The organism is Citrobacter sp. BDA59-3, assembly GCF_015167655.1.
Lineage (GTDB): Bacteria > Pseudomonadota > Gammaproteobacteria > Enterobacterales > Enterobacteriaceae > Phytobacter > Phytobacter diazotrophicus.
The window spans coordinates 2019733-2043664 of the sequence record NZ_CP063427.1 but is presented as its reverse complement, the minus strand read 5'-3'; the positions used below and the strand labels follow the sequence as shown (position 1 = coordinate 2043664).

The window sequence follows — 23932 nt, the reverse complement described above, 5'->3', positions numbered from 1 at the left end:
TTTTAACAAGGAACTCCTATGGCACGCATTATTGTTGTTACTTCGGGTAAAGGGGGCGTGGGTAAGACCACCTCCAGCGCGGCCATCGCAACCGGTTTGGCCCAGAAGGGAAAGAAAACCGTCGTTATTGATTTTGATATCGGCCTGCGTAACCTCGACCTCATTATGGGCTGTGAACGTCGCGTCGTGTACGACTTCGTGAACGTCATTCAGGGCGATGCGACGCTGAATCAGGCGCTGATTAAAGATAAACGTACGGAAAATCTTTATATTCTCCCGGCTTCGCAGACGCGCGACAAAGACGCGTTAACGCGTGAAGGCGTAGAGAAGGTGCTTGATGAACTGCAGAAAATGGAGTTCGACTTTGTTATTTGCGACTCACCGGCGGGGATTGAAACCGGCGCGCTGATGGCCCTCTATTTCGCGGATGAAGCGATCATCACCACCAACCCGGAAGTCTCTTCCGTCCGTGACTCTGACCGTATCCTCGGCATCCTGGCGTCCAAATCGCGCCGCGCCGAAAACGGCCAGGAACCGATTAAAGAACACCTGTTGTTGACCCGCTATAACCCGGGGCGCGTTAATAAAGGTGATATGCTCAGCATGGAAGACGTGCTGGAGATCCTGCGCATTAAGCTGGTTGGCGTGATCCCCGAAGATCAGTCAGTCCTTCGCGCATCCAACCAGGGGGAGCCGGTTATTCTGGATACCACTGCCGATGCAGGCAAAGCGTATGCAGATACCGTTGAACGTCTACTGGGAGAAGATCGTCCTTTCCGCTTCATTGATGAAGAGAAGAAAGGTTTCCTCAAACGCCTGTTCGGAGGATAAGTTATGGCATTACTCGACTTTTTTCTCTCCAGAAAAAAGAACACCGCCAGCATTGCCAAAGAGCGACTGCAAATTATTGTTGCGGAACGCCGTCGCAGTGACGCTGAACCCCATTATTTACCGCAGCTAAAGCGGGATATTCTGGAGGTGATTTGTAAATATGTTCAAATCGATCCGGAAATGGTTTCAGTCCAACTGGAACAACGTGGTGACGATATTTCCATTCTGGAACTCAACGTTACCTTGCCAGAACCAGAAGAGACGAAATAATCCGGCAGTTGATCGCTGCGCCAGGAGTAATAAAAAAGGCAGAAACCCTCTGCCTTTTTCTTTTATTAACGCTTAACCCCTGTTTTTATATACAGGGATTAATGCGGATATTCCGTTAATAATGCGTTGAGCCGCTCAGCCATCAATTCCGCACGCCAGCCACTGATTAATTCCGGTAAATTTGTCTGCGGTTTTAATTGCCAGTGCCAGTTAAGTAACTGATTAATTTGCCGACGAGAAGCAATTAATTCTGCGCTCAGTCCTTTGCTTTCGCTAACGTCCTGCACCAGTGCCTTGATAGCTTTAAAGGCTTTGCGATAGCCGGGCATATCCACCAGGTTCAACAGCGGCTCCGGCAGCGCGTCTTCCGGCAGTGCCTGCGCCTGTGCAACCAGAGACAGCAGCGTTTTACCGTGAAAACGGATTTCGCTGCCAGAGAGGCCAATGCTGTCGAGCTCACCCATGCTGCCCGGCATATAACGCGCCACGGCCCACAGATTCTCTTCACGAACAACGAAATTGACCGCCAGGTCACGCTCGCGGGCTTTACGCAGACGCCAGTCCGCCAGCAAACGCAGGCATGCCAGTTGGCGGGTACGTAACTGCCAGGCGTTGCTGATGTCACGCCATGCCTCTTCCGGCGCCAGAATTTCGCCACGACGTTGCATCATCAGGCGGCATTCGTCCAGCGCGGCATTGAGCCAACCAGCTTCTTCGGTTTCAGCCAGCAATTTTCGCGCGATAGGCAGCAGATACCAGACATCGGCCGCCGCATAATCGCACTGACGTGTCGTTAACGGACGGGCCAGCCAGTCAGTGCGCGACTCGCTTTTATCCAGCGCCACACCGGTGTACTGCTCCACCATTGCCGCAAAACCCCAGGAGAGCGCACGCCCGGAGAAGGCCGCGAGAATTTGAGTATCGATCATCGGCTGCGGCATGGCGCCGAAAGCGTTGAGGAAGACTTCGAGATCTTCACTACCGGCGTGGAGGAATTTTGTTACCTGAGTATTGGTAATCAGATCGCGGAACGGTGCCCAGTCAGTGATGGTTAACGGGTCGATTAACGCCACATTCTCCCCGTCATAAAGCTGGATTAAACCAAGCTGGGGATAATAGGTACGGGTGCGGACAAATTCAGTATCAAGCGCAATAGCATCGGTGCCAGCCGCAGCTTCACACAGCGCTGCCAACGCCTCGTTCGTCGTGATCATCTGGTAATTCAAATCGTCTTCTCTTTAGTTTGCGCCCACAAAAAACGCCGGATTAACCGGCGTTCTGGCGACTAACGCATAGCTCAGGCTTTATTGTCTACTTTGCCGCGCGCTTCGTCACGCAATTCTCGTCGTAAAATTTTACCGACGTTGGATTTCGGTAGCTCAGCGCGGAATTCCACCCGTTTCGGCACTTTGTAACCTGTTAACTGGCGGCGACAAAACGCGATAAGCGCTTCTTCGGTCAGTGAGTCGTCTTTTTTCACCACAAAAATTTTAACCGCTTCGCCGCTGGCATCGGAAGGCACGCCTACGGCCGCCACTTCCTTAACGCCTTCATGCTGCATTACGACATCTTCAATTTCGTTCGGATAGACGTTAAAGCCGGAGACCAGGATCATGTCTTTTTTGCGATCGACAATACGCATAAATCCTTCGCCATCCATCACCGCGATATCGCCGGTGTACAGCCAGCCATCTTTGATGATTTCATCGGTCGCCGCCGGGCGCTGCCAGTAACCCAGCATGACCTGCGGGCCTTTCACGCACAATTCACCCGGTTCACCCGGTGGAACTTCATTGCCGGCATCGTCCACCAGCTTCACTTCTGTCGACGGGACCGGCAAGCCGATACTGCCACTGTGGTAGTCAATATCATGCGGATTGACGCTCACCAACGGCGAGCATTCTGTCAGACCGTAGCCTTCCAGCAGGTATTCGCCGGTAAGTTTCACCCAGCGCTCGGCAACGGCCTGCTGTACGGGCATGCCGCCGCCCGCAGAAAGGTGCAGCGAGGAAAAATCGAGTTTGTGGAAATCGTCGTTGTTGAGCAATGCGTTAAACAGAGTGTTTACCCCGGTCATGGCGGTGAAAGGGTATTTCGCCAGCTCTTTGACCAGCCCCGGAATATCGCGCGGGTTGGTAATGAGCAGGTTCTGTCCGCCCAGTTCTATAAACAGCAGGCAGTTCATGGTCAGGGCGAAAATGTGGTAGAGCGGCAACGCGGTGACCACCAGCTCTTTACCGCGATGCAGCAAAGGACCGTAGGTTGCATTCACCTGTTCCAGGTTGGCCAGCATGTTGCGGTGCGTCAGCATCGCCCCTTTGGCTACCCCCGTCGTCCCGCCGGTATATTGCAGAAACGCCAGATCGTCGGTCGTGACTTCCGGCTTGATATACTGCAAACGGTAGCCCGCCTGCAGCGCACGGCGAAACGAGATAGCATCCGGAAGATGGTATTTCGGCACCAGGCGCTTCACATATTTGACGACAAAGTTAACCAGCGTGCCCTTCGCCGGAGAGAGCTGATCCCCCATGCGGGTCAGGATCACATGGCGAACCTGCGTCTTGTCGACCACTTTTTCCAGCGTGTGGGCGAAGTTGGAGACGATCACAATGGCGGATGCGCCGCTGTCGTTAAGCTGATGTTCCAGTTCGCGCGGTGTGTACAGCGGGTTGACGTTCACGACTATCATGCCCGCGCGCAGAATACCGAACAGCGCCACCGGATATTGCAGAAGATTCGGCATCATCAACGCCACACGATCGCCCTTTTGCAACCCTAAGCCCTGTTGCAGGTATGCGGCAAAAGCGCGGCTACGCTCTTCCAGCTTGCGGAAGGTCATCACCTCCCCCATGTTGACGAACGCAGGTTGGTCGGCGTATCGCGCCGTCGCGTGTTCAAAGAGTTCAACCAGGGATTGATAACGATCGGGATTAATATCCGCAGGCACATCGGCGGGATAACGGTTTAGCCAAACCTTCTTCAATGCATCACCTCTAAACTGTGTATTTTTCGTCATCACAACCCCTGTTAATAAACAAGTCGTTAACATTATATTAACTCAGCGTACCAGTTTATTAATTGTTCGAATTGAAGGTTGCGAAGCGCATCACTAATTATTTTTGTTATGGTTTTTCAAAATAAAGAAACAGCGGACCAGCCGCTGTTTCGTTTTTCATGCAGAACAGAGCGTTACTCCGTTACAACACTCTGTTCATAGGCGGGGCCAGGATTATACCAGCCCCAACCGCCGTACCCGCGATGCCACGGGTGTGGCCCCATCATCCACGGATCCATTGGTTGCGGCGGCAGCACGACCTGCTTTGTGATATGCCAGCGTTTATAGCCATCAGCACGGATCACCGCGAATTTATAGGCAGCGCCGCCCACCTGACCGTCATAGATACCGGTAATCGGTCCGACGACGGTCACCAGTTGGTTCTGGAAGTCCACCGGGTCGAGGAAGCCATTCACGTCGGCCATAATACGCCCGACAGAGGTTGCGCCCAGGATCGGTCTCGCCCCGTCATCTAACGGCACGGTGGCTATCTCAAGGCGGGTTTTCCCTTGCTGATTCTCAATTTTCACCACTTTGCCGCCGAAACGGGCTTCCTGACCGATATAGAGATTTGGCGCATTCATCACGCGCACCAGATCATCCTGCGGCGTCGGACTGGTTCCTTTGATCGCGTCAGGCACAGAAACACACCCACTTAACGCTGCGGCGACCATACCCACCAGTAACCAGCGCATACCTCTTTTTTGACTCGCCATGATGCGACTCCTTCACTCAGCCTTGTAATTACTGAGATTCATTCCCGGCCCGGAAGTTTCTTCCAGGCCACTTCGTTACGCAAATAAACCGGCTCGGCATGCTCAACGGCAACGGTATGCCCCAGCGAGAGCTGATGGTGCGCGATAGGCAGCATATCTTGTGCTTCCGGCAACGATACGCCGCCGTCTGTCAGCGTCAGGCCGGTATCTTTTGCCATATCCGGCCACGCTTGCCAGCCGGTGCCGACGGTTGCCCACTCGCCGGAAAGCGCATTGAGGCGCGCGGTCACCGCGTCCGGTTTGAGGACCGCTTCGGTCTCTTCACCGTGCCAGACGCCGTCGGTGTCACGCTGATATTCCGCCCAGTAGACTTCGCCCATACGGGCATCAATGGCTGCCAGCACACGGGTGGCCCCCGACTTACGCCAGGCGCCTTCTGCCATCGTTGCAAGCGTAGAGACGCCAATCATTGGCAACTCCGCGCCCAGCGCCAGCCCTTGTGCAATACCAATACCAATGCGCACGCCGGTAAAGCTCCCCGGACCACGGCCAAAGGCCAGCGCATCCAGTTCAGACAGCGCAACGCCGCCCTCGGTGAGAACATCCTTCACCAGCGGCAGGATACGTTGCGTGTGTTCACGTGGGCAGAGTTCGAAATGAGCAAAGAGGGTTCCGTCGTTGTTCAGCGCGACGGAACAGGCTTCTGTGGCGGTATCAATGGCCAGAATTCGCATGGGTAATCGCAGTCCCGGTAAAACAAAATGGCGCGCATATTAACACAGTCTGCGCCAAATTACTCCGTCACAGAGGCCGCAAGAAACGCAACCGCGCGGCGAATATCCCTCGTACGCGGCGCAGGCGGCAGGCTTGCGAGGAACACCGCGCCGTAAGGGCGCATCACCAGACGGTTATCGCAAATAACCAGCACGCCCCGGTCATCAACGTCACGAATCAGGCGCCCCACCCCCTGTTTGAGGGTAATCACCGCATCCGGAAGCTGGACTTCATCAAACGGATCGCCACCGCGCAGGCGGCAATCTTCCATCCGGGCTTTGAGCAGCGGATCGTCCGGCGAGGTAAACGGTAGTTTGTCGATAATGACCAGCGACAGCGTGTCGCCACGCACATCCACCCCTTCCCAGAAACTGCTGGTCGCAACCAGCAAGGCATTTCCTGCGGTGATGAATTGCTGCAACAACTGCCCTTTGCTGGTCTCTCCCTGCAGCAAAACGGGCAACGTCATGGTGGCGCGGAACTGCTCAGCGAGATCACGCATCATGGCGTGAGAAGTACAGAGCATAAAGCAGCGACCATTGTTCGCTTCAATGATCGGTTTGAGCATTGCCGCCAGTTGGCGGGCCGCTCCTGGTTGATTCGCCTGCGGCAGGTTTCGTGGCACACAAAGCAGTGTCTGGCGGGCGTAATCGAACGGGCTTGGCAACAGCAGCGTTTGCGCTTCTTCGATGCCGAGCCGCGCAGTAAAGTGGTGCAGATCATCGTTCACCGAGAGCGTTGCCGAGGTAAAAATCCAGCTACCGCTTTTCTGCGCCATCACCTCTTTGAATTTGTCCGCCACGGTAAGCGGCGTCAGCGCCAGGGTAAAATGGCGCGAGGTGCACTCATACCAGTAACTAAAACCGGGCTGATTGATCTCTTTTAGCCGTTTGAGCCGTGCGCGGTACAACGTTGCGCGCTCAAACGCCGCGTCGAGGAGGGCCGAACGTCCAAGCGACAGTTTTGCCACGTCATAACAAAGTTCCAGCGCGTCATCGAGTAGCAGCAACGCCCGCTGGATATGGGCATCGGCCAGCAGTTCTCGCAGGTTGCCGCGATACCCCGGTTCACCCAATTGCAGGCGGAAATCCTGTGCGCTCTGCGCCAGCCTGTCGGCGCATTTTTGCAACTGCTGGGTATCACGTAACTCGGTGCGGTAGGCAATGGTGAAATCTTTGGCTAAATCCAGTAACTGGCGGCTGGAGATAGACTGGCCAAAATACTGGCTGGCGATATCCGGAAGCTGATGCGCTTCATCGAAGATCATCACTTCGGCTTGCGGGATAAGCTCGCCAAAACCGCTCTCTTTCACCACCATGTCTGCCAGGAACAGGTGATGGTTGACCACCACCACATCGGCATCCATCGCTTTTTTGCGCGCTTTTACCACGAAGCAGTCTTTGTACATCGGACAGTCGCTGCCCAGACAGTTGTCATTGGTGCTGGTCACCAGCGGCCAGACGGCAGAATCTTCCGCCACGCTGACACAGGTGCTGATGTCGCCATCTTTGGTCTGATTTGACCAGGAGCGTAATAAAATGACGTCACTGAGGGTTTGCACCGGCAGATCGCCCCCCGCCAGCGCCTGCTGTTCCAGTCGCTCAATGCAGAGGTAGTTTGAACGTCCTTTAAGCAACGCGGTATGGCCGGTGAATTTGAGCGCGTTTGCCACCGTCGGTAAATCACGGCTGTATAGCTGATCCTGTAGGGCTTTTGATCCCGTTGAGATGATCACTTTTTTGCCGGCGCGCAACGCCGGAGCCAGATAGGCATAAGTTTTCCCGGTCCCGGTGCCCGCCTCTACCACCAGCGGCTGTGTGCGGGCAATTGCGTCACTGACGGCATGGGCCATCTGACGTTGTGGTTCACGGGGTTTAAAACCCGGTATCGCTTTGGCCAACTGACCGTCTGTTGCAAAATCGTCCGTCACACTGCCCCCACACTGGATAAATCGCCAGCGATTATGTCAGGGCATTGGGTTTTGCGCCAGTCTGTGGCAGTCTTGCCCGCAATCATAAGGAAAACCATGAGGAATAAAATATGACCATTACCCGCATTGATGCCGACGCCCGCTGGTCAGACGCAGTTATCCATAACCAGACGCTCTACTACACGGGTGTGCCGGAAAATCTTGATGCCGACGCCTTTGAACAAACCGCCAACACCCTGGCGCAGATTGACGCCGTGCTGGCCAGACAGGGTAGCGATAAGACGCGCATTCTGGATGCGACAATCTTTCTGGTGGATAAAAGTGATTTCGCGGCGATGAACAAAGCCTGGGACGCGTGGGTTGTCGCCGGTCATGCGCCTGTACGCTGCACCGTTCAGGCCGGGTTGATGAACCCGAAGTACAAAGTCGAAATTAAAATTGTTGCCGCCGTCTGACAGGACACAATCCGGCGCGCATCCCGCGCCGGAATTTATTCCATATCCAAAAAGTCGTCGTACTCAAGGTAATGGTTGAGTGCGCGGATAATTTCACTGTCGCAGGCGTCAGGCTTTTGCTGGATCGCCAGTTCCACGACGGACTGAAAATGTTCGCCCATACAGGCAAAGTGGTGGTATCGCCCCGTTGCTGCCGCGGCTTCGGCGTCATCGCTGGCAACCACATAAAGCGCATCGCCTGCCTGAAAAGCCCCGTCGTGTGTTGAATACACATCATAGTAGAGCGATTTACCCTGCCCGGCCTTCACGCAGGCAATCAGCGCGTCGATGCCAAGCGCCATATTTAACCGCAGAGTTTCCAGCACCGGGCCCGCAGGCGCAAAAGTAACATGTGCGCCAGTGGCCTGTAATTCGCGCTCCAGTGGGCGCAAGCGCAGGCGGAAATCCTCCCCCACACAAATCGGCGGGCTGGCGACAAAACTCAGCGCGTCAGCCAGCGGTAAATTCAGCGCTTTTCTGAGGACATGAACCACTTTGAGTTTCTGCGGGCCGATATCGGTAATGAGCAGACGCCCCGCCTGCCAGTCCTGCGGATCAACGTCAGGGACGTTATCGTCGTCGCCATCGTCTGCCTGGCGCGCTTCCCGAAGCTCAAGCCAGAATGGACTGTCCGCTTCGGTATGCGCGTCAAGTAACGCCTGCGTGGTCGCCTCATCAGCATGGCATAGCTGACGTAAAAAGGACTGGAAGGCGTGCAAACCGGGTGCGATGCGTTCTGCCTGCCAGCGGCCCGCGCCGTGTGCGGCATAATAGACCGGGTAGCCGTCTGCCGCTTCGTTCAAATCGATAAAGAACGGATCGTCCAGACCATTAAGGGCTATCAAATACCATCCGGGTTGCCACATCCCGGGCGTGTCAGCCACCAGGCTTTCCCCGGTGACGCCGTGCCAGCGAAAACCGCAATGCCACGCGTGCCATTGCTCTGGCTGTGGGTAGTGAAAAGGAAGCGTGAGATCGCCGGGGATAACGGCCGCGGTGATAAACGCAAGGATCGCATCCGGTACTGTCTCAGGCATCACGTTTTCCATTCACCGCCTCCACACTCAGGGTTTACTCATCTTCGTCTTCAAAGCGCGCCACAATCCGTTCGCCTTTATGGCTGGCGCGTAATTCATCCGCCACCTGAGAGATGGCCTGACCGCTGCTCATGCCCTGTGACATTAATTCCTGAATACGCTCGACGGCTTTTTGCTGCTGTTCGTGGCTGAGGGAAGGTAAACCTGCAAACATCGTGAACTCCTGCTAAATTATTCGCGCTAATTATTTCATGCGCCGTGGCTATGCGCCAGCGATCGCGTAAAGAGCCAGGACTAATGAAGACGTTTTCCCCCACTGTCATACCGTTACCGTGGCATCCCGATGCCGCAGAGCACTATTTTTCCCTGATAAATCATCTACCATGGGCGATGTTGCTGCACTCTGGTCACGCGGACCATGCCTGCAACCGTTTTGATATCCTGGTTGCCGATCCTCTCTCAACACTTGTCACCCGGAGTGAACAGACCACCATCGCCGATGCGGATGGCGCGCGCGAGTCCACAGAGGATCCGTTTAGCCTGGTGAAGCAGGCCATCAACAAGGCCGGGATCCGCCCACAGACTAACAACGATCTGCCGTTTCAGGGCGGGGCACTCGGACTGTTCGGTTACGATTTAGGACGTCGCTTTGAAAAACTGCCCGCATTCGCGCAAAAAGACATTTTACTGCCGGATATGGCGATCGGTATTTATGACTGGGCCGTGGTGGTAGATCACCATAAACAGCACGTCACGCTGCTGAGCTACCGGGATCCGAAGGCGCGTCTGGCCTGGCTTAACGCCCAAACGCCGCCGTCCGTCTCCCCGTTTAGCCTGACCTCCCCCTGGCAGGCAAATATGACGCGCTCTGAATATGGTGCGAAATTTCGTCAGGTACAGGCCTGGCTGCACAGCGGCGATTGTTATCAGGTTAATCTGGCACAGCGCTTTCAGGCGCATTATATCGGTGATGAATGGCAGGCTTTTTGCCGCCTGAACCGCTCGAATCGCGCTCCGTTCAGTGCTTTTTTGCGCCTGGAAGAGGGTGCGATTTTAAGCCTGTCGCCGGAGCGGTTTATTCAGCTACAGGATGATGTTATCGAGACGCGCCCCATTAAAGGCACGCTCCCGCGCCTGCCTGACGCCCTGGACGATGCGCAACAGGCGCAAAAACTGGCCGCATCAACGAAAGACCGGGCCGAGAATCTGATGATTGTCGACCTGATGCGCAATGATATTGGTCGGGTGGCTGTGCCCGGCTCCGTACGCGTGCCGACGCTGTTTGCCGTTGAACCCTTTCCGGCGGTTCACCATCTGGTCAGTACGGTGACAGCAAAGCTGCCTGCCACATTGCATGCCAGTGATGTGCTACGCGCCGCGTTTCCGGGTGGGTCGATTACCGGTGCGCCCAAAATTCGCGCCATGGCGATTATTGATGAACTGGAACCGCAACGGCGTAATGCCTGGTGCGGCAGCATTGGGTACATCAGTTTTTGCGGCGCCATGGATACCAGCATCACCATTCGTACCCTGACGGCGTGGGCGGGGCAAATCTTCTGCTCAGCGGGGGGCGGCATCGTGGCGGACAGCTACGAAGAGGCTGAATATCAGGAAACATTTGATAAAGTTAACCGTATCTTGCAGCAACTGGAGAGCTAAACCGTGGCGCAGCCAAACTTAACCCTGGATGATTTTCTCTCGCGTTTTCAGCTTTTACGCCCCCAGCTACACCCCACCGCCGCAAATGCGCGGCAGGCGGCAGTGCTGGTGCCGGTGGTGCGGCGCGAGCAGCCTGGGTTACTGTTGACACAGCGCTCGCCACGATTACGAAAACACGCCGGGCAGGTCGCCTTTCCCGGCGGTGCCGTTGATGATACCGATGCCTCGCTGATTGCCGCGGCCCTGCGCGAAGCGCAAGAAGAGGTCGCCATCCCACCCGACTCCGTCGAGGTTATCGGTGTGCTCCCGCCGGTTGACAGCGTCACCGGGTTTCGCGTGACGCCCGTTGTGGGGATCATTCCCCCTGACCTGCACTACCATGCCAGCGAAGATGAGGTGGCTTCGGTGTTTGAAATGCCGCTTGCCGAGGCGCTACGCCTGGGGCGCTATCATCCACTGGACATTCACCGTCAGGGCAACGCGCACCGGGTTTGGCTCTCCTGGTATCAGCATTATTTTGTCTGGGGCATGACCGCGGGCATAATTCGTGAGCTGGCGCTGCAGGTGGGGCTTCGCCCTTGACTATACTTAGCATGAAGCATTTTTAAGACAGCGGAATGTGGCCGCGCGCTATTAGTAAAATCGAGGTTAGGCATTAGTTTAATTCATGTGAATAATTAAGCTGCCCGCACACTTCCCTCTTACACTATGCGCAGTTATTACATCGTTACTGGAACCCCCGGTAACCCTGTCAGGAGTGTTAATGTGATTAGTATATTCGACATGTTTAAGGTGGGTATTGGTCCCTCTTCCTCCCACACTGTTGGCCCGATGAAAGCCGGGAAACAGTTCGTCGATGACCTGGTCGAAAAAGGATTACTGGAAAGCGTTACCCGCGTCGCGGTGGACGTTTATGGCTCACTGTCGCTGACAGGTAAAGGCCACCATACCGATATCGCCATTATTATGGGTCTGGCTGGCAATGAGCCGGCCACGGTAGACATTGATTCCATCCCTGCGTTTATTCGCGATGTGGAAAACCGGGGCCGCCTGTTGCTGGCGCAGGGCCGCCGGGAAGTCGATTTCCCACAGGATAACGGCATGCGTTTTCACAGCGACAACCTGCCGCTACACGAAAATGCCATGAGCATCCACGCGTGGAATGGTGAGCGCGAAGTCTACAGCAAGACCTATTACTCCATCGGTGGCGGTTTTGTTGTCGATGAAGAGCATTTTGGTAAAGAAGTGCTCAACGAAGTGACCGTTCCCTACCCGTTCAAATCCGCCAGCGATATGCTGACTTATTGCAAAGAGACCGGCCTGTCACTCTCTGGCATGGTGATGCAAAACGAACTGGCACTGCATAGCAGGCAGGAGATCGAAGCGTACTTTGGTCATGTCTGGGCGACCATGCGTGCCTGTATCGACCGCGGGATGAATACAGAAGGCGTGCTGCCTGGCCCATTGCGCGTTCCACGTCGCGCCTCGGCGCTGCGCCGTATGCTGGTTGCCAGCGATAAACTATCCAGTGATCCAATGAATGTGATCGATTGGGTCAATATGTTCGCGCTGGCAGTGAATGAAGAGAACGCTGCCGGAGGGCGTGTGGTGACAGCGCCAACAAACGGGGCCTGTGGTATTGTCCCGGCAGTGCTGGCCTATTATGACCACTTTATCGAGTCCGTCAGCCCGGACATTTATATCCGCTATTTCCTTGCCGCAGGCGCAATTGGCGCACTGTACAAAATGAACGCATCGATTTCCGGTGCCGAAGTGGGTTGCCAGGGTGAAGTGGGTGTCGCCTGTTCAATGGCGGCGGCGGGCCTTGCGGAGTTACTGGGCGCCAGCCCGGAACAGGTGTGCGTGGCGGCGGAAATCGGCATGGAGCATAACCTTGGCCTCACCTGTGATCCGGTAGCCGGTCAGGTACAGGTGCCCTGCATTGAGCGTAATGCTATCGCCTCCGTCAAAGCCATTAATGCCTCCCGTATGGCCATGCGCCGTACCAGCGCCCCCCGGGTCTCACTGGATAAGGTTATCGAAACCATGTACGAGACCGGCAAAGATATGAATGCGAAGTATCGCGAAACCTCTCGTGGCGGCCTCGCCATTAAGGTTCAGTGCGACTAATACTCTTTTCCAGCCCTTCTACGACGGAAGGGCTAAATTCCGTGCCTTTTCTCATCGCATTCCCGCTTTCCCAACTACACTTTCTTTGTTCTGGCGGAAATTCCAGGCCAGTGGCTTTTAAGGCGGTCACGGCATGCAAACAGCACAGCGAATTATTAAAAGCTATCTGCGCAAGCGCTTAGCAATTTGCGTAGCCCTGGCAATGGTGACGCTCATTTCCACTCTCGCCATTCTCTTTATTTCGGAGCGCAATGTTAATCAGCAGAAAATTGTCGCTTTCACCGCACATGCTGTTGAATCATTCGATAAATTACTCTTACCCCTTGAACACAAACGTGACGTGATTCTGCCCCTCGTCGGGACATCTTGCGTCAATGCCCACCTGCAATTGCGCACTCAGGCCGCCAGTTTGCAGACCGTGCGTGACATCGGGCTTATAAAAGACGGGATCCTGTACTGCTCGAGCATATTTGGTTATCGGGATGTGCCTATTAAGCAACTGCAACCCGCGTTACCGTCGACAAAATCAGTCATGATGCTTTCCACCGATCAGTCGCTTTTAAAAAACAGCCCGGTGATGATCATGTGGTATCCCGCCGCCACCGACGGTCAGAGCGGCATTATCGAGGTTGTTAATATCGATTTGCTGAGCAATTTAATGCTGGAACCTGATGAGCCCTTGATTACCTCCGCCAGCCTGAGCATGAATGACCGTCATCTGACCTATGGTAGCGGCGTCAGTAATCGTCTGCCGGAACTGAATAATGAAGAGCGTTATCAACAGGAATCAGAACATTTTCCTTTTATCATCAGCGTGACCGGACCGGGAGCAGGCGCGCTGGCATGGCGTCATTTGCCGTCGCAATTACCGCTGGGGCTGCTGCTGAGTTTACTGATTGGTTATATTGCCTGGCTGGCCACGGCCAGCCGTATGAGTTTTTCCGGCGAGATCAATCTGGGCCTTGCCGCACGGGAATTTGAGCTATTTTGCCAGCCGCTTCTGGAGGCGAACAATAACACCTGCATCGGCGTCGAAATACTGTTGCGGTGGAACAACCCTCGTCAGGGCTGGATCCCTCCCGATGTTTTTATTCCCATCGCTGAACAGCACAATTTAATCGCCCCACTGACACGCTATGTGATGGCGGAAACCCAGCGTCAGCTTGGGCTTTTCCCGGCGGACAGTACGTTTCAGATTGGTATCAATGTCGCGCCGAGCCACTTGCGCCATGGCATGTTGCTCCAGGATCTTAATCGCCTCTGGTATCACGCGAACCCGGTGCAACAATTAACCATAGAGCTTACCGAGCGCGACGCGCTGCATGACGTGGATTACCGTATGGTGCGCGAGCTTCATCGCAGGGGGGCCAAAATCGCGATTGACGATTTTGGTACGGGCAACAGTTCACTGTCCTGGCTGGAGAGACTGCGCCCGGATGTCTTAAAAATTGATAAGTCCTTCACCATGGCTATTGGTACGGATGCGGTGAACTCGACGGTGACGGATATGATTATCGCCCTTGGGCAACGTCTGAATATTGAACTGGTGGCGGAAGGGGTAGAAAACCCCCGTCAGGCGCAGCATCTGCGGCAACGGGGGGTCCATATATTACAAGGATTTCTGTACGCGAAGCCTATGCCAATTAAAGAGTTTCCGCGTTGGCTGGCAGGGTGGACTTCCCCGCCAGCACGGCGTAAAGGGCTAATGATGCCGCTTATGCCATAGGGAAATTACTCTTCTTCGTCGTGAAGCGGTCGCTCTTTAACAACACGTACCAGGTCGACGCGATAGTCATTGGCTTCGATAACGCTGATATGCAATGGCGCAAGCTCCAGCTTGTCACCCGGACGGGGGATCTGACCATTAATGGCGATCACCAGGCCCGCAACGGTGGCGATATCCTCGTTTTCGTTGACTAAAGTGTCCAGGCCCAGAGTATGTTGCAGAGCATGCAAATCGGTGGCGCCTTTAACCAGCCAGCCATCGCCGTCAGCGACGATTTCCGGCGTTTCGTCAGCATCCGGGAACTCACCGGCAATCGCCTCCAGCACATCCAGCGGTGTTACCAGCCCCTGCACCACGCCAAATTCATTGGTGACGATGACGAAGCTACCACGGGCACGGCGCAATACGGCCAGCAGTTTTATCGGGTCCAGCGTTTCCGGCACGACGATCGCCGGCGAGGCCGACGCCATTGCTGCAACGTCCATCCCCTCTTCCAGCGCCACCAGCATCTCTTTCGCGCGAACAATACCCAGCACCTCATCCAGTTCACCACGACAGACCGGGAACAGGCTGTGCGGCGAGGAAAGAAGCTGCTGGCGGATCTCTTCCACACTCAGGTTAGCGTCGACCCAACTGATTTCACCGCGCGGCGTCATGATGCTACGCAACGAGCGGGAAGCCAGCGTTAACACGCCATTGATCATGTAACGTTCTTCTTCGGCAAACGCGCCTTCCGGCACCGATACCGGCGACTGACTGTCTGTATCCTGCGTCTGGCTGGCCTGACGTTTGCCGCCCATCAGCCGCAAAATCGCATCGGCGGTACGCGCACGCAGCGGCAGCGTTGACTGATGACGAATAAAGTTGCGACGGGCAATCTGGTTGAACAGCTCGATAATGATTGAAAAACCAATCGCCGCGTACAGGTAGCCTTTCGGAATATGGAAACCAAAACCTTCCGCGACCAGGCTCAGACCAATCATCAGCAGGAAGCTCAGACAGAGCACCACTACCGTGGGATGCTGGTTGACGAAGCGGGTCAGCGGTTTGGATGCCAACAGCATCACCGCCATGGCAATGACCACAGCTGCCATCATGACCGGCAAATGGTTCACCATTCCGACCGCTGTGATCACCGCATCAAGCGAGAAGACGGCATCAAGAATAACAATCTGTACCACCACCACCCAGAAACTGGCATATCCTTTACCCTGTCCTTCGTCGTGCTGACGATTCTCCAGCCTTTCATGTAGCTCGGTCGTCGCTTTAAAGAGCAGGAATATCCCCCCGAGGAGCATGATCAAATCACGGCCAGAGAAGGTGAAATCCATGACGGAGAAGAGCGGTTTTGTCAGCGTGACCATCCAGGAGATCAGAGACAACAGGCCTAAACGCATCACCAGCGCCAGAGAGAGGCCAATCAGGCGCGCTTTATCTCGCTGCTTTGGCGGCAATTTATCGGCGAGGATGGCGATAAATACCAGGTTATCAATACCAAGAACAATTTCCAGAACAACAAGTGTCAACAACCCCGCCCATATTGAGGGGTCCATTAAGAATTCCATGGCAAGCTCCTGCTAAAGGCATGATGAGTCCGCGCGTAGGTGTGCGCAGGCATGATGACAACAAGGGGGTTCAAGGTTAAAGAATGGCTGGCGCAAACAGGCCAAAGGGGGAACTGGCGTCGGTGACGGTCCATACGGCGGGCTGATGCCCTGTACTCCTGATAATGTAAACGGATGTTAAACATATCAGAGAGACTTTGGGTTTTGCAAAGATTTACCTGAATTTGCATTTTGAGAGATATTTTTCGCTCCGAAATTTCCCGTACGCTAAAGCTAAATTACGGATGTTCATCACATAAATTATTTTTTCACTATCTAAAATAATTCCCGGAAGTCTTAGTTTTTTCTTTCTAAGCCCTGTCTGAATCGATTCGGGCTGTCAGAGAGATTCAGAACGCATCAGTTAATGATGCGTTAACGACAAAAACGAAGGAGGTAGCAAGTGACCATTGCTATTGTGATAGGCACACATGGTTGGGCTGCGGAACAGTTACTCAAAACCGCCGAAATGCTATTGGGCGAGCAAGAGAACGTCGGTTGGATCGATTTCGTTCCAGGTGAAAACGCCGAGACGTTAATCGAGAAATACAACGCGCAGTTGGAAAAGCTCGATACACATCAGGGCGTGCTATTTCTCGTTGATACATGGGGTGGTAGCCCGTTCAATGCTGCCAGCCGCATTGTCGTCGATAAAGAGCATTATGAAGTGGTGGCTGGCGTCAATATTCCTATGCTCGTGGAAACACTGATGGCGCGAGACGACAACCCAACCTTTGATGAACTGGTAGCTGTCGCGGTGGAAACAGGACGCGAAGGCGTGAAAGCGCTGAAAGCCAAACCTGTGGCAAAACCGACGCCCGTTGCGCCCCCTAAACCTGCGGCTCCAGTAAAACCGATGGGACCGAATGACTATATGGTTATTGGTCTTGCCCGTATTGATGACCGCTTGATCCATGGTCAGGTCGCAACACGCTGGACCAAAGAAACAAACGTGACGCGCATTATCGTCGTCAGTGATGAAGTTGCAGCCGATAACGTACGTAAGACGCTGCTCACACAGGTTGCGCCTCCCGGGGTGACGGCGCACGTGGTGGACGTTGCCAAGATGATCCGTGTTTACAACAACCCGAAATACGCGGGTGAGCGGGTGATGCTGTTGTTTACCAACCCAACTGACGTACTGCGCATTGTTGAAGAGGGTGTGAAAATCACCACCGTCAATATCGGCGGTATGGCCTATCGGCAGGGGAAAACTCAGGTGAACAACGCGGTTTCGGTGGATGAAAAAGACATTGCGGCCTTCAAAAAGCTCAACGAACGCAATATCGAGCTGGAAGTTCGCAAAGTTTCTAATGACCCGAAACTGAAAATGATGGATTTGATCAATAAGGTCGCGAAGTAACCGCGCCGGGTTGGTTGACTCAGTTTCACACTTACGTTTGTTTAGCATAGGAGAAGTACAATGGAGATTACCACTCTTCAGATTGTGCTGGTGTTCGTCGTCGCGTGTATTGCCGGTATGGAATCGGTACTCGATGAATTTCAGTTTCACCGTCCGTTAGTGGCCTGTACGCTGGTGGGTATCGTCCTGGGGGATATGAAAACCGGTATTATCATCGGCGGCACCCTGGAGATGATTGCGCTGGGCTGGATGAACATCGGTGCGGCGGTCGCGCCCGATGCCGCGCTCGCCTCTATTATCTCAACCGTCCTGGTTATCGCTGGTCATCAAAGTATCGGCGCTGGTATCGCGCTGGCTATCCCACTGGCAGCAGCAGGCCAGGTACTGACCATTATCGTGCGTACCATCACCGTGGCCTTCCAGCACGCGGCGGATAAGGCGGCAAACAACGGCAACCTCACGGCGTTGTCCTGGATCCATGTCTCTTCCCTGTTCCTTCAGGCCATGCGTATCGCTATCCCGGCCGTTATCGTTGCTATCTCCGTCGGGACCAGTGAAGTTCAGGGTATGCTGAACGCCATTCCGGAAGTCGTAACCAGTGGTCTGAACATCGCTGGCGGCATGATCGTGGTGGTTGGTTATGCGATGGTTATCAATATGATGCGCGCAGGCTACCTGATGCCGTTCTTCTACCTTGGTTTCGTGACGGCGGCGTTTACTAACTTCAACCTCGTTGCGCTGGGTGTGATTGGTGCCGTGATGGCCATCCTTTATATCCAACTGAGCCCGAAATATAACCGCTCTGCTGGCGGGCCTGCACAGGCTGCTGGTAATAACGATCTCGATAACGAACTGGACTAACAGGTGAGCGAAATGGTTGATATGACGACTAAAACTACCACTGAGAAAAAACTCACTCCGGGTGATATTCGTGGCGTGTTCATCCGTTCTAACCTGTTTCAGGGTTCATGGAACTTCGAACGTATGCAGGCGCTGGGTTTCTGCTTCTCGATGGTACCGGCTATCAGACGCCTGTATCCGGAGAACAACGACGCGCGTAAACAAGCTATCAAGCGTCACCTGGAATTCTTTAATACCCATCCTTATGTTGCAGCGCCGGTACTGGGTGTAACGCTGGCGATGGAAGAACAGCGTGCGAACGGGGCAGAGATTGACGATGGTGCCATCAACGGTATCAAAGTGGGTCTGATGGGGCCGCTGGCGGGCGTGGGTGACCCCATTTTCTGGGGTACCGTACGTCCGGTATTTGCAGCGCTTGGTGCGGGTATTGCCATGAGCGGCAGCCTGCTTGGGCCACTGTTGTTCTTCTTCCTGTTTAACCTGGTGCGCCTGGCAACCCGCTATTACGGTGTAGCCTATGGTTATCGTAAGGGTATTGATATCGTTCAGGATATGGGCGGCGGTTTCCTGCAGAAACTGACAGAAGGGGCATCCATTCTCGGCCTCTTTGTCATGGGGGCGCTGGTTAATAAGTGGACACACGTTAACATTCCGCTGGTGGTCTCGCGTATTACCGACCAGACCGGTAAACAAAATGTCACGACTGTGCAAACCATCCTCGATCAGTTGATGCCAGGCCTGGTTCCGCTACTGCTGACTTTCGCCTGTATGTGGCTGTTACGTAAGAAAGTGAACCCGCTGTGGATCATCGTTGGCTTCTTCGTCATCGGGATCGTAGGGTATGCGGTTGGCCTGTTAGGTCTGTAATCCGTTGTGTTATAACCGGGGCCTTGCCCCGGTTTTTTATTATCAGGAGGAACCATGACGCTCACGGACAGCATACTGATGTTGTTTATCGCCACCCTGCTGGCATTTGCCATTTACGATGAACTTATCCTGCCCCGCCGTCACGGCGATACCCTGCTTGCCCTCCCCTTGCTGCGTCGCAGCCGTGTTGATGCGGCTATTTTTGTTGGCCTGTTGGTTATCCTTATTTACAACAATGTCACAAATAACGGTACGCCATTAACCACATGGTTATTATCCGCGCTGGCATTATTAGCCATTTATCTTTTTTGGATTCGCACACCTAAGATCATCTTCAAATCGCGGGGGTTTTTCTTTTCCAGCGTATGGATAGAATATAACCGAATTAAGGAGATGAACTTATCTGAGGATGGCGTGCTGGTGATGCAATTAGAACAAAGGCGCTTGCTTATCCGGGTAAAAAATATTGATGATCTGGAAAGGATATATAAATTAATGATTAAAATTCAATAATTTAAATGCAAACACCCACATCTCCAATGTATATTAAATAAGCACACTTATAGCCTTTGCTATATTTCCCACGGGAAAGTGCTTAATCTTTTTAACGTTATATTCACTTATAAATCTAAATGTTAATCGTTATCAATTGGTAAAAGGATTAATAATTCTCTGTTGTTGTTTTATATTCTCAAAATATGTTAATGTTGCGCCCGTCGTTGGGGAGTAGCCGATTTCCATTTGCTGGAAATGTACGTGTCAACATACTCGTTGCAAAACGTGGCACGTACGGACTGAGAGTTATCCAGTCAGGCGAGACCATTGACACATCAACTGCTGTTTACTGGGGGCAGTGGTGTGTTATATGGAACTCCCGGTCAGGACGCTCGCATGAATTTATCCGCCACAATTCTTCTCGCCTTTGGCATGTCGATGGATGCCTTCGCTGCATCAATCGGTAAAGGGGCGACCCTGCATAAACCCAAATTCTCCGAAGCCCTCCGCACTGGCCTGATTTTTGGCGTTATTGAAACGCTGACGCCGCTTATTGGCTGGGGTCTGGGGATGCTTGCCAGCCAGTTTGTGCTGGAGTGGAATCACTGGATTGCCTTCATCTTACTGATGTTCCTTGGCGGCAGAATGGTGCTGGAAGGTTTTCGCGCAGAGACGGATGACACAGGGGAAGCACCGCATCGCCACGGTTTCTGGTTGTTGGTCACTACCGCGATTGCGACCAGTCTTGATGCGATGGCCGTAGGGGTGGGTCTGGCATTCTTGCAGGTGAATATTCTGACGACCGCGCTGGCGATTGGTTGCGCCACACTGGTGATGTCCACACTCGGCATGATGATTGGTCGGTATATTGGCCCGCTGCTAGGCAAGCGGGCAGAAATTCTTGGCGGTATCGTTCTTATCGGGATCGGTATTGAGATCCTCTGGTCACACTTCGCGCCTTAATCAACGCGCTGCAGACAATGCAGGGTAAAATCGGTCTGACAGTTAAAGCGCGCTTTCGCTGCCAGTGTCTCCCGGACATCCGGTTTTGCCCGCCACGCAAAGGGCGTCATTTGCAGTAACGCGACGGCCCCGGCACCGGTTAATTCCATCTGATAGCTCAGTGATTGCTGCTCTACGACGCGAAACCCTTCTATCTCGCCATTATCAGGCGCATGTAACTGCACTTCGCGGTAAATTAACTCTTTCAGTTCCATCAAGTGGCGTGGCCCAGGCGCTGCGGTAATGACCCATCCCCCCGGTTTTACCACACGTACCAGTTCTTCTGCTTTGCAGGGTGCGTAAATGCGTACGACAGCGTCAATGCTGTCATTCTGGAAAGGCAGGCGATGGCTGGAGGCAACGCAAAACATCACCTCCGGGTAACGTTTCGCGGCTGCCCGAATGGCGGCTTTTGAAACATCGAGGCCAAACGTCCGGGCCTCTTTACGCTGCGCGACCTCAGCAAAGGACTGAGTGTAGTACCCTTCCCCACAGCCAATATCCAGTATCGCCTCTGCGTGCGCAGGGAGGCGCGTCTGTAGCTGTAAAGCGATCGCATCGCGCAGCTGCTGGTAGTGTCCGGCATCAAGAAACGCACGGCGTGCCTGCATCATTTCCGCACTGTCACCCGGATCCCGCGAACGCTTATGCTGCACGGGCAATAAATTGACGTACCCTTCTTTCGCGATGTCGTACTGATGGCGTTGTGGACAGGAAAAGCTCTGTTCGGAACGCGTCAAGGGGGCGTGACAAAGTGGGCAACTGAAGGGCATGGCAACTCCGGGACTCTTTAAAGGACGCAAGTTTACCGCCATTCGGCGCATCGGGGAATGCGAAGCCTGAAATTAAAAAGCCCCGCACGGTGGCGAGGCTTTTCGCTGACATTGATACGCCAGTGGCGTCTCAAGTACCAGTGGTTTTGAAATTAGATAGCAGTTACGTTAACAGCTGCCGGGCCTTTCTGGCCGTCCTGAATTTCAAACTCAACGTTCTGGCCTTCGGCCAGAGTTTTGAAGCCGTTACCCTGGATTGCAGAGAAGTGAACGAACACATCTTTGCTGCCATCAGCAGGAGTAATGAAACCAAAACCTTTGGACTCGTTGAACCACTTAACTTGACCTTTAATCTTTGCCATTTGCAATATTCCTTAATGTATATACTTCGCCCGTAGGCATTAACTGAGATAAAACTGAGACATTACTGCTTGAGGCACTAATATAAGGTTCGGCAGAGAAGCGGTATTCAACGATAACGTGTTTACTCAGGACTTCTTTACTGAAAATGCCACACATAAACAGAACTGTACCTCGTTTGACCCAAAACGTGTTATCACACACAACGTAAATTATGGCAAGCCATTTTTAAAAAGGCCTGGATCCGTCGCACAAATTCTAAGGTTATCAATACAACCGATGCACATTTATGCATACAAGATAACCTCGTAACGACAGGCAGCCCGCCTTCTGGCTCCGTTTGATAACCCATCTTTTTTACCATAGCTCAATGAGTTCCATTCGTCCACGTGGGGGGATAAAAATATTCCGGCATACCTTATATCAGTAACAGCATTAACGCATACCTATGCCCTTTTTCGCTAATCAGGAAGGTCTGAAATGCGCCCCTCTTGTAACTAATCAAATGTGTTGGTTTACCATCGAATATTTGTTGTGCAATTAAGCAGGAGTGTGCACCAAAATAATGAAAGTCTGATGACAGTGCCTCATTAAAAGGCAATAAAAACGTTTCGATAAAAATAAAAAATATTTAACTTCTTCTAAATAATAAATTAGTACCAGTGCTACTCGTCCTTATTTTGCAAAGAAAAAGACTGACCCATTTTCAGCGTCATGAAGCTCGTAATGTCATCTGCCGTTTCGCTTAATGCGTCATGCAACTCGCGCAGCGGCTCATCCAGTGATTCATCCGCCAGTTCAAAAACGCCCCAGTGAATAGGAAACGTTAGCGGTTTGCCCAACTGCTGCCATAACGTTACCGCCTGCTGCGGATCCATATGGTTGTAGGCCATGAACCAACGAGGAGCGTATGCACCAATAGGGAGCGCTGCCAGGCTGAGCGGCCCTAAACGTTGGGGAATAGTCAATAACGCCTCGCAGTAACCCGTGTCTCCCGGAAACCAGAAACGATGTGCACTATTTTCCACAACCCAACCACACCATAAGGCGTTATTGCGATCCCAGGGGGTGCGCATGCTCCAGTGCTGAGCTGGCACAGCCGTATACACAAGCCCCTGGAATACCACGCTTTGCCACCAGTCCAGTTCCGTCACATTGCACGCCCCCAAACGACGGCACCAGTTTCCCAGCCCGAGGGGGACAAAAATCGTCACGTGCGGAAAACGTTGGATAAGTGCGCGCATCGTTCTGGCATCAAGATGATCGTAGTGATTGTGTGAGATAAGGATAGTGTCGAGCGAAGGGAGTTCGGAAATGGTCAGTGCAGGCGGTGTTCGTCGCTGCGGTCCGGCAAAGCGTAGTGGCGATGCCCGATCTGAGAATACCGGATCGGTCAAAATATACTGTCCCATCAGGCGCAACAGAATGGACGAGTGGCCTAACCACCACACCCTGTCATCGTCGCCCTTAATTTCTGCATGCTGCCACCACTGGGCAGTAAAACTGGCATAGCCCTCTGCGGGTGGACGGGGTAATCCTGCGGCTTTGCGCTCCTGCCGCCAACGCTTTACATCGCCAGGCGCATGACCACCTGGCGTGAGATTAGTAAATCCGTCGGGACGATGGTGAGGAAGTGCGGCATTAAACCAGAGATTTTTACGCGCCATACCCCCCCCACGAAATTAACGCTCGGCAACCAGACGAATAAATTCGTCGTCTTTGCCTTCTTCCTCAACAACCGGCGCCGGAGCAGCGACTTCTTTTTCCGGTTCGTTCGATTCGCACAAACGACGCAACAATGCGGTCTGACGCTTTTGCTGATCTAACACTGCTTCGAGCAATTCGATTTGCTCATTCGTCCGCGAGCTTGCACGATTGATAAAGAACCACAGCACCAGCCCAACCAGCAACACCACCACCGAAACGACAAAAGACGCGATATTAAGCGCGCCTGAATTCATTAATTCGTTCATTTTACCACCTCA

At 53.5% G+C, this 23932-nt stretch carries 24 protein-coding genes, 1 pseudogene and 1 riboswitch; of the genes and pseudogenes, 12 read left to right on the top strand and 13 right to left on the bottom strand.

The features are described 5' to 3' along the window. Positions 1-18: 18 nt before the first annotated feature. Together minD and minE are read left to right on the top strand one after the other, a co-directional pair. Entirely contained in the window at positions 19-831 is an 813-nt protein-coding gene (gene minD / locus IP582_RS09640; protein ID WP_039079510.1) for a septum site-determining protein MinD, read from the top strand. Between the two features lie 3 nt (positions 832-834). Then, positions 835-1101, top strand: a complete 267-nt coding sequence (gene minE, locus IP582_RS09635) for a cell division topological specificity factor MinE (RefSeq protein WP_039079511.1) — start codon at positions 835-837, stop codon at positions 1099-1101. A 98-nt stretch (positions 1102-1199) separates the two neighbouring features. On the opposite strand, the gene rnd is transcribed toward minE, so the two are convergent. The 5 genes from rnd to IP582_RS09610 all read right to left on the bottom strand — a co-directional run bounded on the left by rnd (position 1200) and on the right by IP582_RS09610 (position 7576). Continuing rightward, a complete protein-coding gene (gene rnd, locus IP582_RS09630; RefSeq protein ID WP_193795773.1) occupies positions 1200-2327 on the bottom strand; it encodes a ribonuclease D in 1128 nt (375 codons plus the stop codon). A gap of 71 nt (positions 2328-2398) precedes the next feature. After that, complete coding sequence (gene fadD, locus IP582_RS09625) at positions 2399-4084, bottom strand: long-chain-fatty-acid--CoA ligase FadD (protein WP_125125698.1); 1686 nt, start codon at positions 4082-4084, stop codon at positions 2399-2401. A 206-nt stretch (positions 4085-4290) separates the two neighbouring features. After that, positions 4291-4872 (bottom strand): Slp family lipoprotein, encoded by a 582-nt coding sequence (locus IP582_RS09620; protein ID WP_079496708.1) that lies wholly within the window; start codon positions 4870-4872, stop codon positions 4291-4293. Between the two features lie 38 nt (positions 4873-4910). Beyond that, positions 4911-5606, bottom strand: coding sequence for a tRNA (adenosine(37)-N6)-threonylcarbamoyltransferase complex dimerization subunit type 1 TsaB (tsaB, locus tag IP582_RS09615; protein WP_193795772.1), 696 nt, complete (start codon positions 5604-5606; stop codon positions 4911-4913). Between the two features lie 59 nt (positions 5607-5665). Then, complete coding sequence (locus IP582_RS09610; RefSeq protein WP_039079522.1) at positions 5666-7576, bottom strand: ATP-dependent DNA helicase; 1911 nt, start codon at positions 7574-7576, stop codon at positions 5666-5668. Positions 7577-7686: 110 nt separating this feature from the next. On the opposite strand from IP582_RS09610, the gene IP582_RS09605 reads away from it, so the two are divergent. After that, positions 7687-8031 (top strand): RidA family protein, encoded by a 345-nt coding sequence (locus IP582_RS09605; RefSeq protein WP_039079523.1) that lies wholly within the window; start codon positions 7687-7689, stop codon positions 8029-8031. Positions 8032-8066: 35 nt separating this feature from the next. On the opposite strand, the gene IP582_RS09600 is transcribed toward IP582_RS09605, so the two are convergent. Further along, on the bottom strand, positions 8067-9107 hold the full coding sequence (locus tag IP582_RS09600; protein WP_193795771.1) for an SMI1/KNR4 family protein: 1041 nt from the start codon (positions 9105-9107) through the stop codon (positions 8067-8069). 34 nt (positions 9108-9141) lie between these two features. Beyond that, positions 9142-9321, bottom strand: coding sequence for a YoaH family protein (locus IP582_RS09595; protein WP_193795770.1), 180 nt, complete (start codon positions 9319-9321; stop codon positions 9142-9144). 83 nt (positions 9322-9404) lie between these two features. Here IP582_RS09595 and pabB point away from each other — a divergent pair, with 83 nt between their 5' ends. From pabB to IP582_RS09575, 4 genes are all read left to right on the top strand, one after another. Further along, positions 9405-10766 (top strand): aminodeoxychorismate synthase component 1, encoded by a 1362-nt coding sequence (pabB, locus tag IP582_RS09590; protein ID WP_193795769.1) that lies wholly within the window; start codon positions 9405-9407, stop codon positions 10764-10766. Between the two features lie 3 nt (positions 10767-10769). Beyond that, the gene (locus IP582_RS09585) at positions 10770-11348 is read left to right on the top strand and encodes a CoA pyrophosphatase (RefSeq protein ID WP_193795768.1); all 579 of its coding nucleotides are present in this window, start codon (positions 10770-10772) and stop codon (positions 11346-11348) included. 183 nt (positions 11349-11531) lie between these two features. Further along, on the top strand, positions 11532-12896 hold the full coding sequence (gene sdaA, locus IP582_RS09580; protein ID WP_193795767.1) for an L-serine ammonia-lyase: 1365 nt from the start codon (positions 11532-11534) through the stop codon (positions 12894-12896). A 133-nt stretch (positions 12897-13029) separates the two neighbouring features. After that, a complete protein-coding gene (locus tag IP582_RS09575; RefSeq protein WP_193795766.1) occupies positions 13030-14622 on the top strand; it encodes an EAL domain-containing protein in 1593 nt (530 codons plus the stop codon). A gap of 5 nt (positions 14623-14627) precedes the next feature. On the opposite strand, the gene yoaE is transcribed toward IP582_RS09575, so the two are convergent. Next, positions 14628-16187, bottom strand: a complete 1560-nt coding sequence (gene yoaE, locus IP582_RS09570) for a CNNM family cation transport protein YoaE (protein ID WP_193795765.1) — start codon at positions 16185-16187, stop codon at positions 14628-14630. A 442-nt stretch (positions 16188-16629) separates the two neighbouring features. Between yoaE and manX the strand changes: the two genes are divergently transcribed. The 5 genes from manX to mntP all read left to right on the top strand — a co-directional run bounded on the left by manX (position 16630) and on the right by mntP (position 20775). Next, positions 16630-17589 (top strand): PTS mannose transporter subunit IIAB, encoded by a 960-nt coding sequence (gene manX / locus IP582_RS09565; protein ID WP_193795764.1) that lies wholly within the window; start codon positions 16630-16632, stop codon positions 17587-17589. Between the two features lie 60 nt (positions 17590-17649). Next, a complete protein-coding gene (gene manY, locus IP582_RS09560; RefSeq protein ID WP_039079531.1) occupies positions 17650-18450 on the top strand; it encodes a PTS mannose transporter subunit IIC in 801 nt (266 codons plus the stop codon). A 12-nt stretch (positions 18451-18462) separates the two neighbouring features. Beyond that, on the top strand, positions 18463-19317 hold the full coding sequence (locus tag IP582_RS09555) for a PTS mannose transporter subunit IID (protein WP_039079532.1): 855 nt from the start codon (positions 18463-18465) through the stop codon (positions 19315-19317). A gap of 54 nt (positions 19318-19371) precedes the next feature. Then, a complete protein-coding gene (locus tag IP582_RS09550; RefSeq protein WP_193795763.1) occupies positions 19372-19830 on the top strand; it encodes a DUF986 family protein in 459 nt (152 codons plus the stop codon). 196 nt (positions 19831-20026) lie between these two features. Next, positions 20027-20202: riboswitch (yybP-ykoY riboswitch) on the top strand. A 6-nt stretch (positions 20203-20208) separates the two neighbouring features. Next, positions 20209-20775, top strand: a complete 567-nt coding sequence (gene mntP / locus IP582_RS09545) for a manganese efflux pump MntP (protein ID WP_193795762.1) — start codon at positions 20209-20211, stop codon at positions 20773-20775. Here the strand turns inward: mntP and rlmA are convergent. From rlmA to IP582_RS09520, 5 genes and pseudogenes are all read right to left on the bottom strand, one after another. Beyond that, complete coding sequence (rlmA, locus tag IP582_RS09540) at positions 20772-21587, bottom strand: 23S rRNA (guanine(745)-N(1))-methyltransferase (RefSeq protein ID WP_193795761.1); 816 nt, start codon at positions 21585-21587, stop codon at positions 20772-20774. The two genes, mntP and rlmA, sit on opposite strands and share 4 nt — an antisense overlap. A 152-nt stretch (positions 21588-21739) precedes the next feature. Further along, entirely contained in the window at positions 21740-21949 is a 210-nt protein-coding gene (gene cspE / locus IP582_RS09535; protein ID WP_001062678.1) for a transcription antiterminator/RNA stability regulator CspE, read from the bottom strand. Between the two features lie 12 nt (positions 21950-21961). Continuing rightward, positions 21962-22106 (bottom strand): annotated as a pseudogene (locus IP582_RS09530) (DUF2627 domain-containing protein). Between the two features lie 506 nt (positions 22107-22612). Next, the gene (locus IP582_RS09525; protein WP_193795760.1) at positions 22613-23614 is read right to left on the bottom strand and encodes an MBL fold metallo-hydrolase; all 1002 of its coding nucleotides are present in this window, start codon (positions 23612-23614) and stop codon (positions 22613-22615) included. A gap of 15 nt (positions 23615-23629) precedes the next feature. After that, entirely contained in the window at positions 23630-23920 is a 291-nt protein-coding gene (locus tag IP582_RS09520; RefSeq protein WP_039079537.1) for a YebO family protein, read from the bottom strand. Positions 23921-23932: the final 12 nt, after the last annotated feature.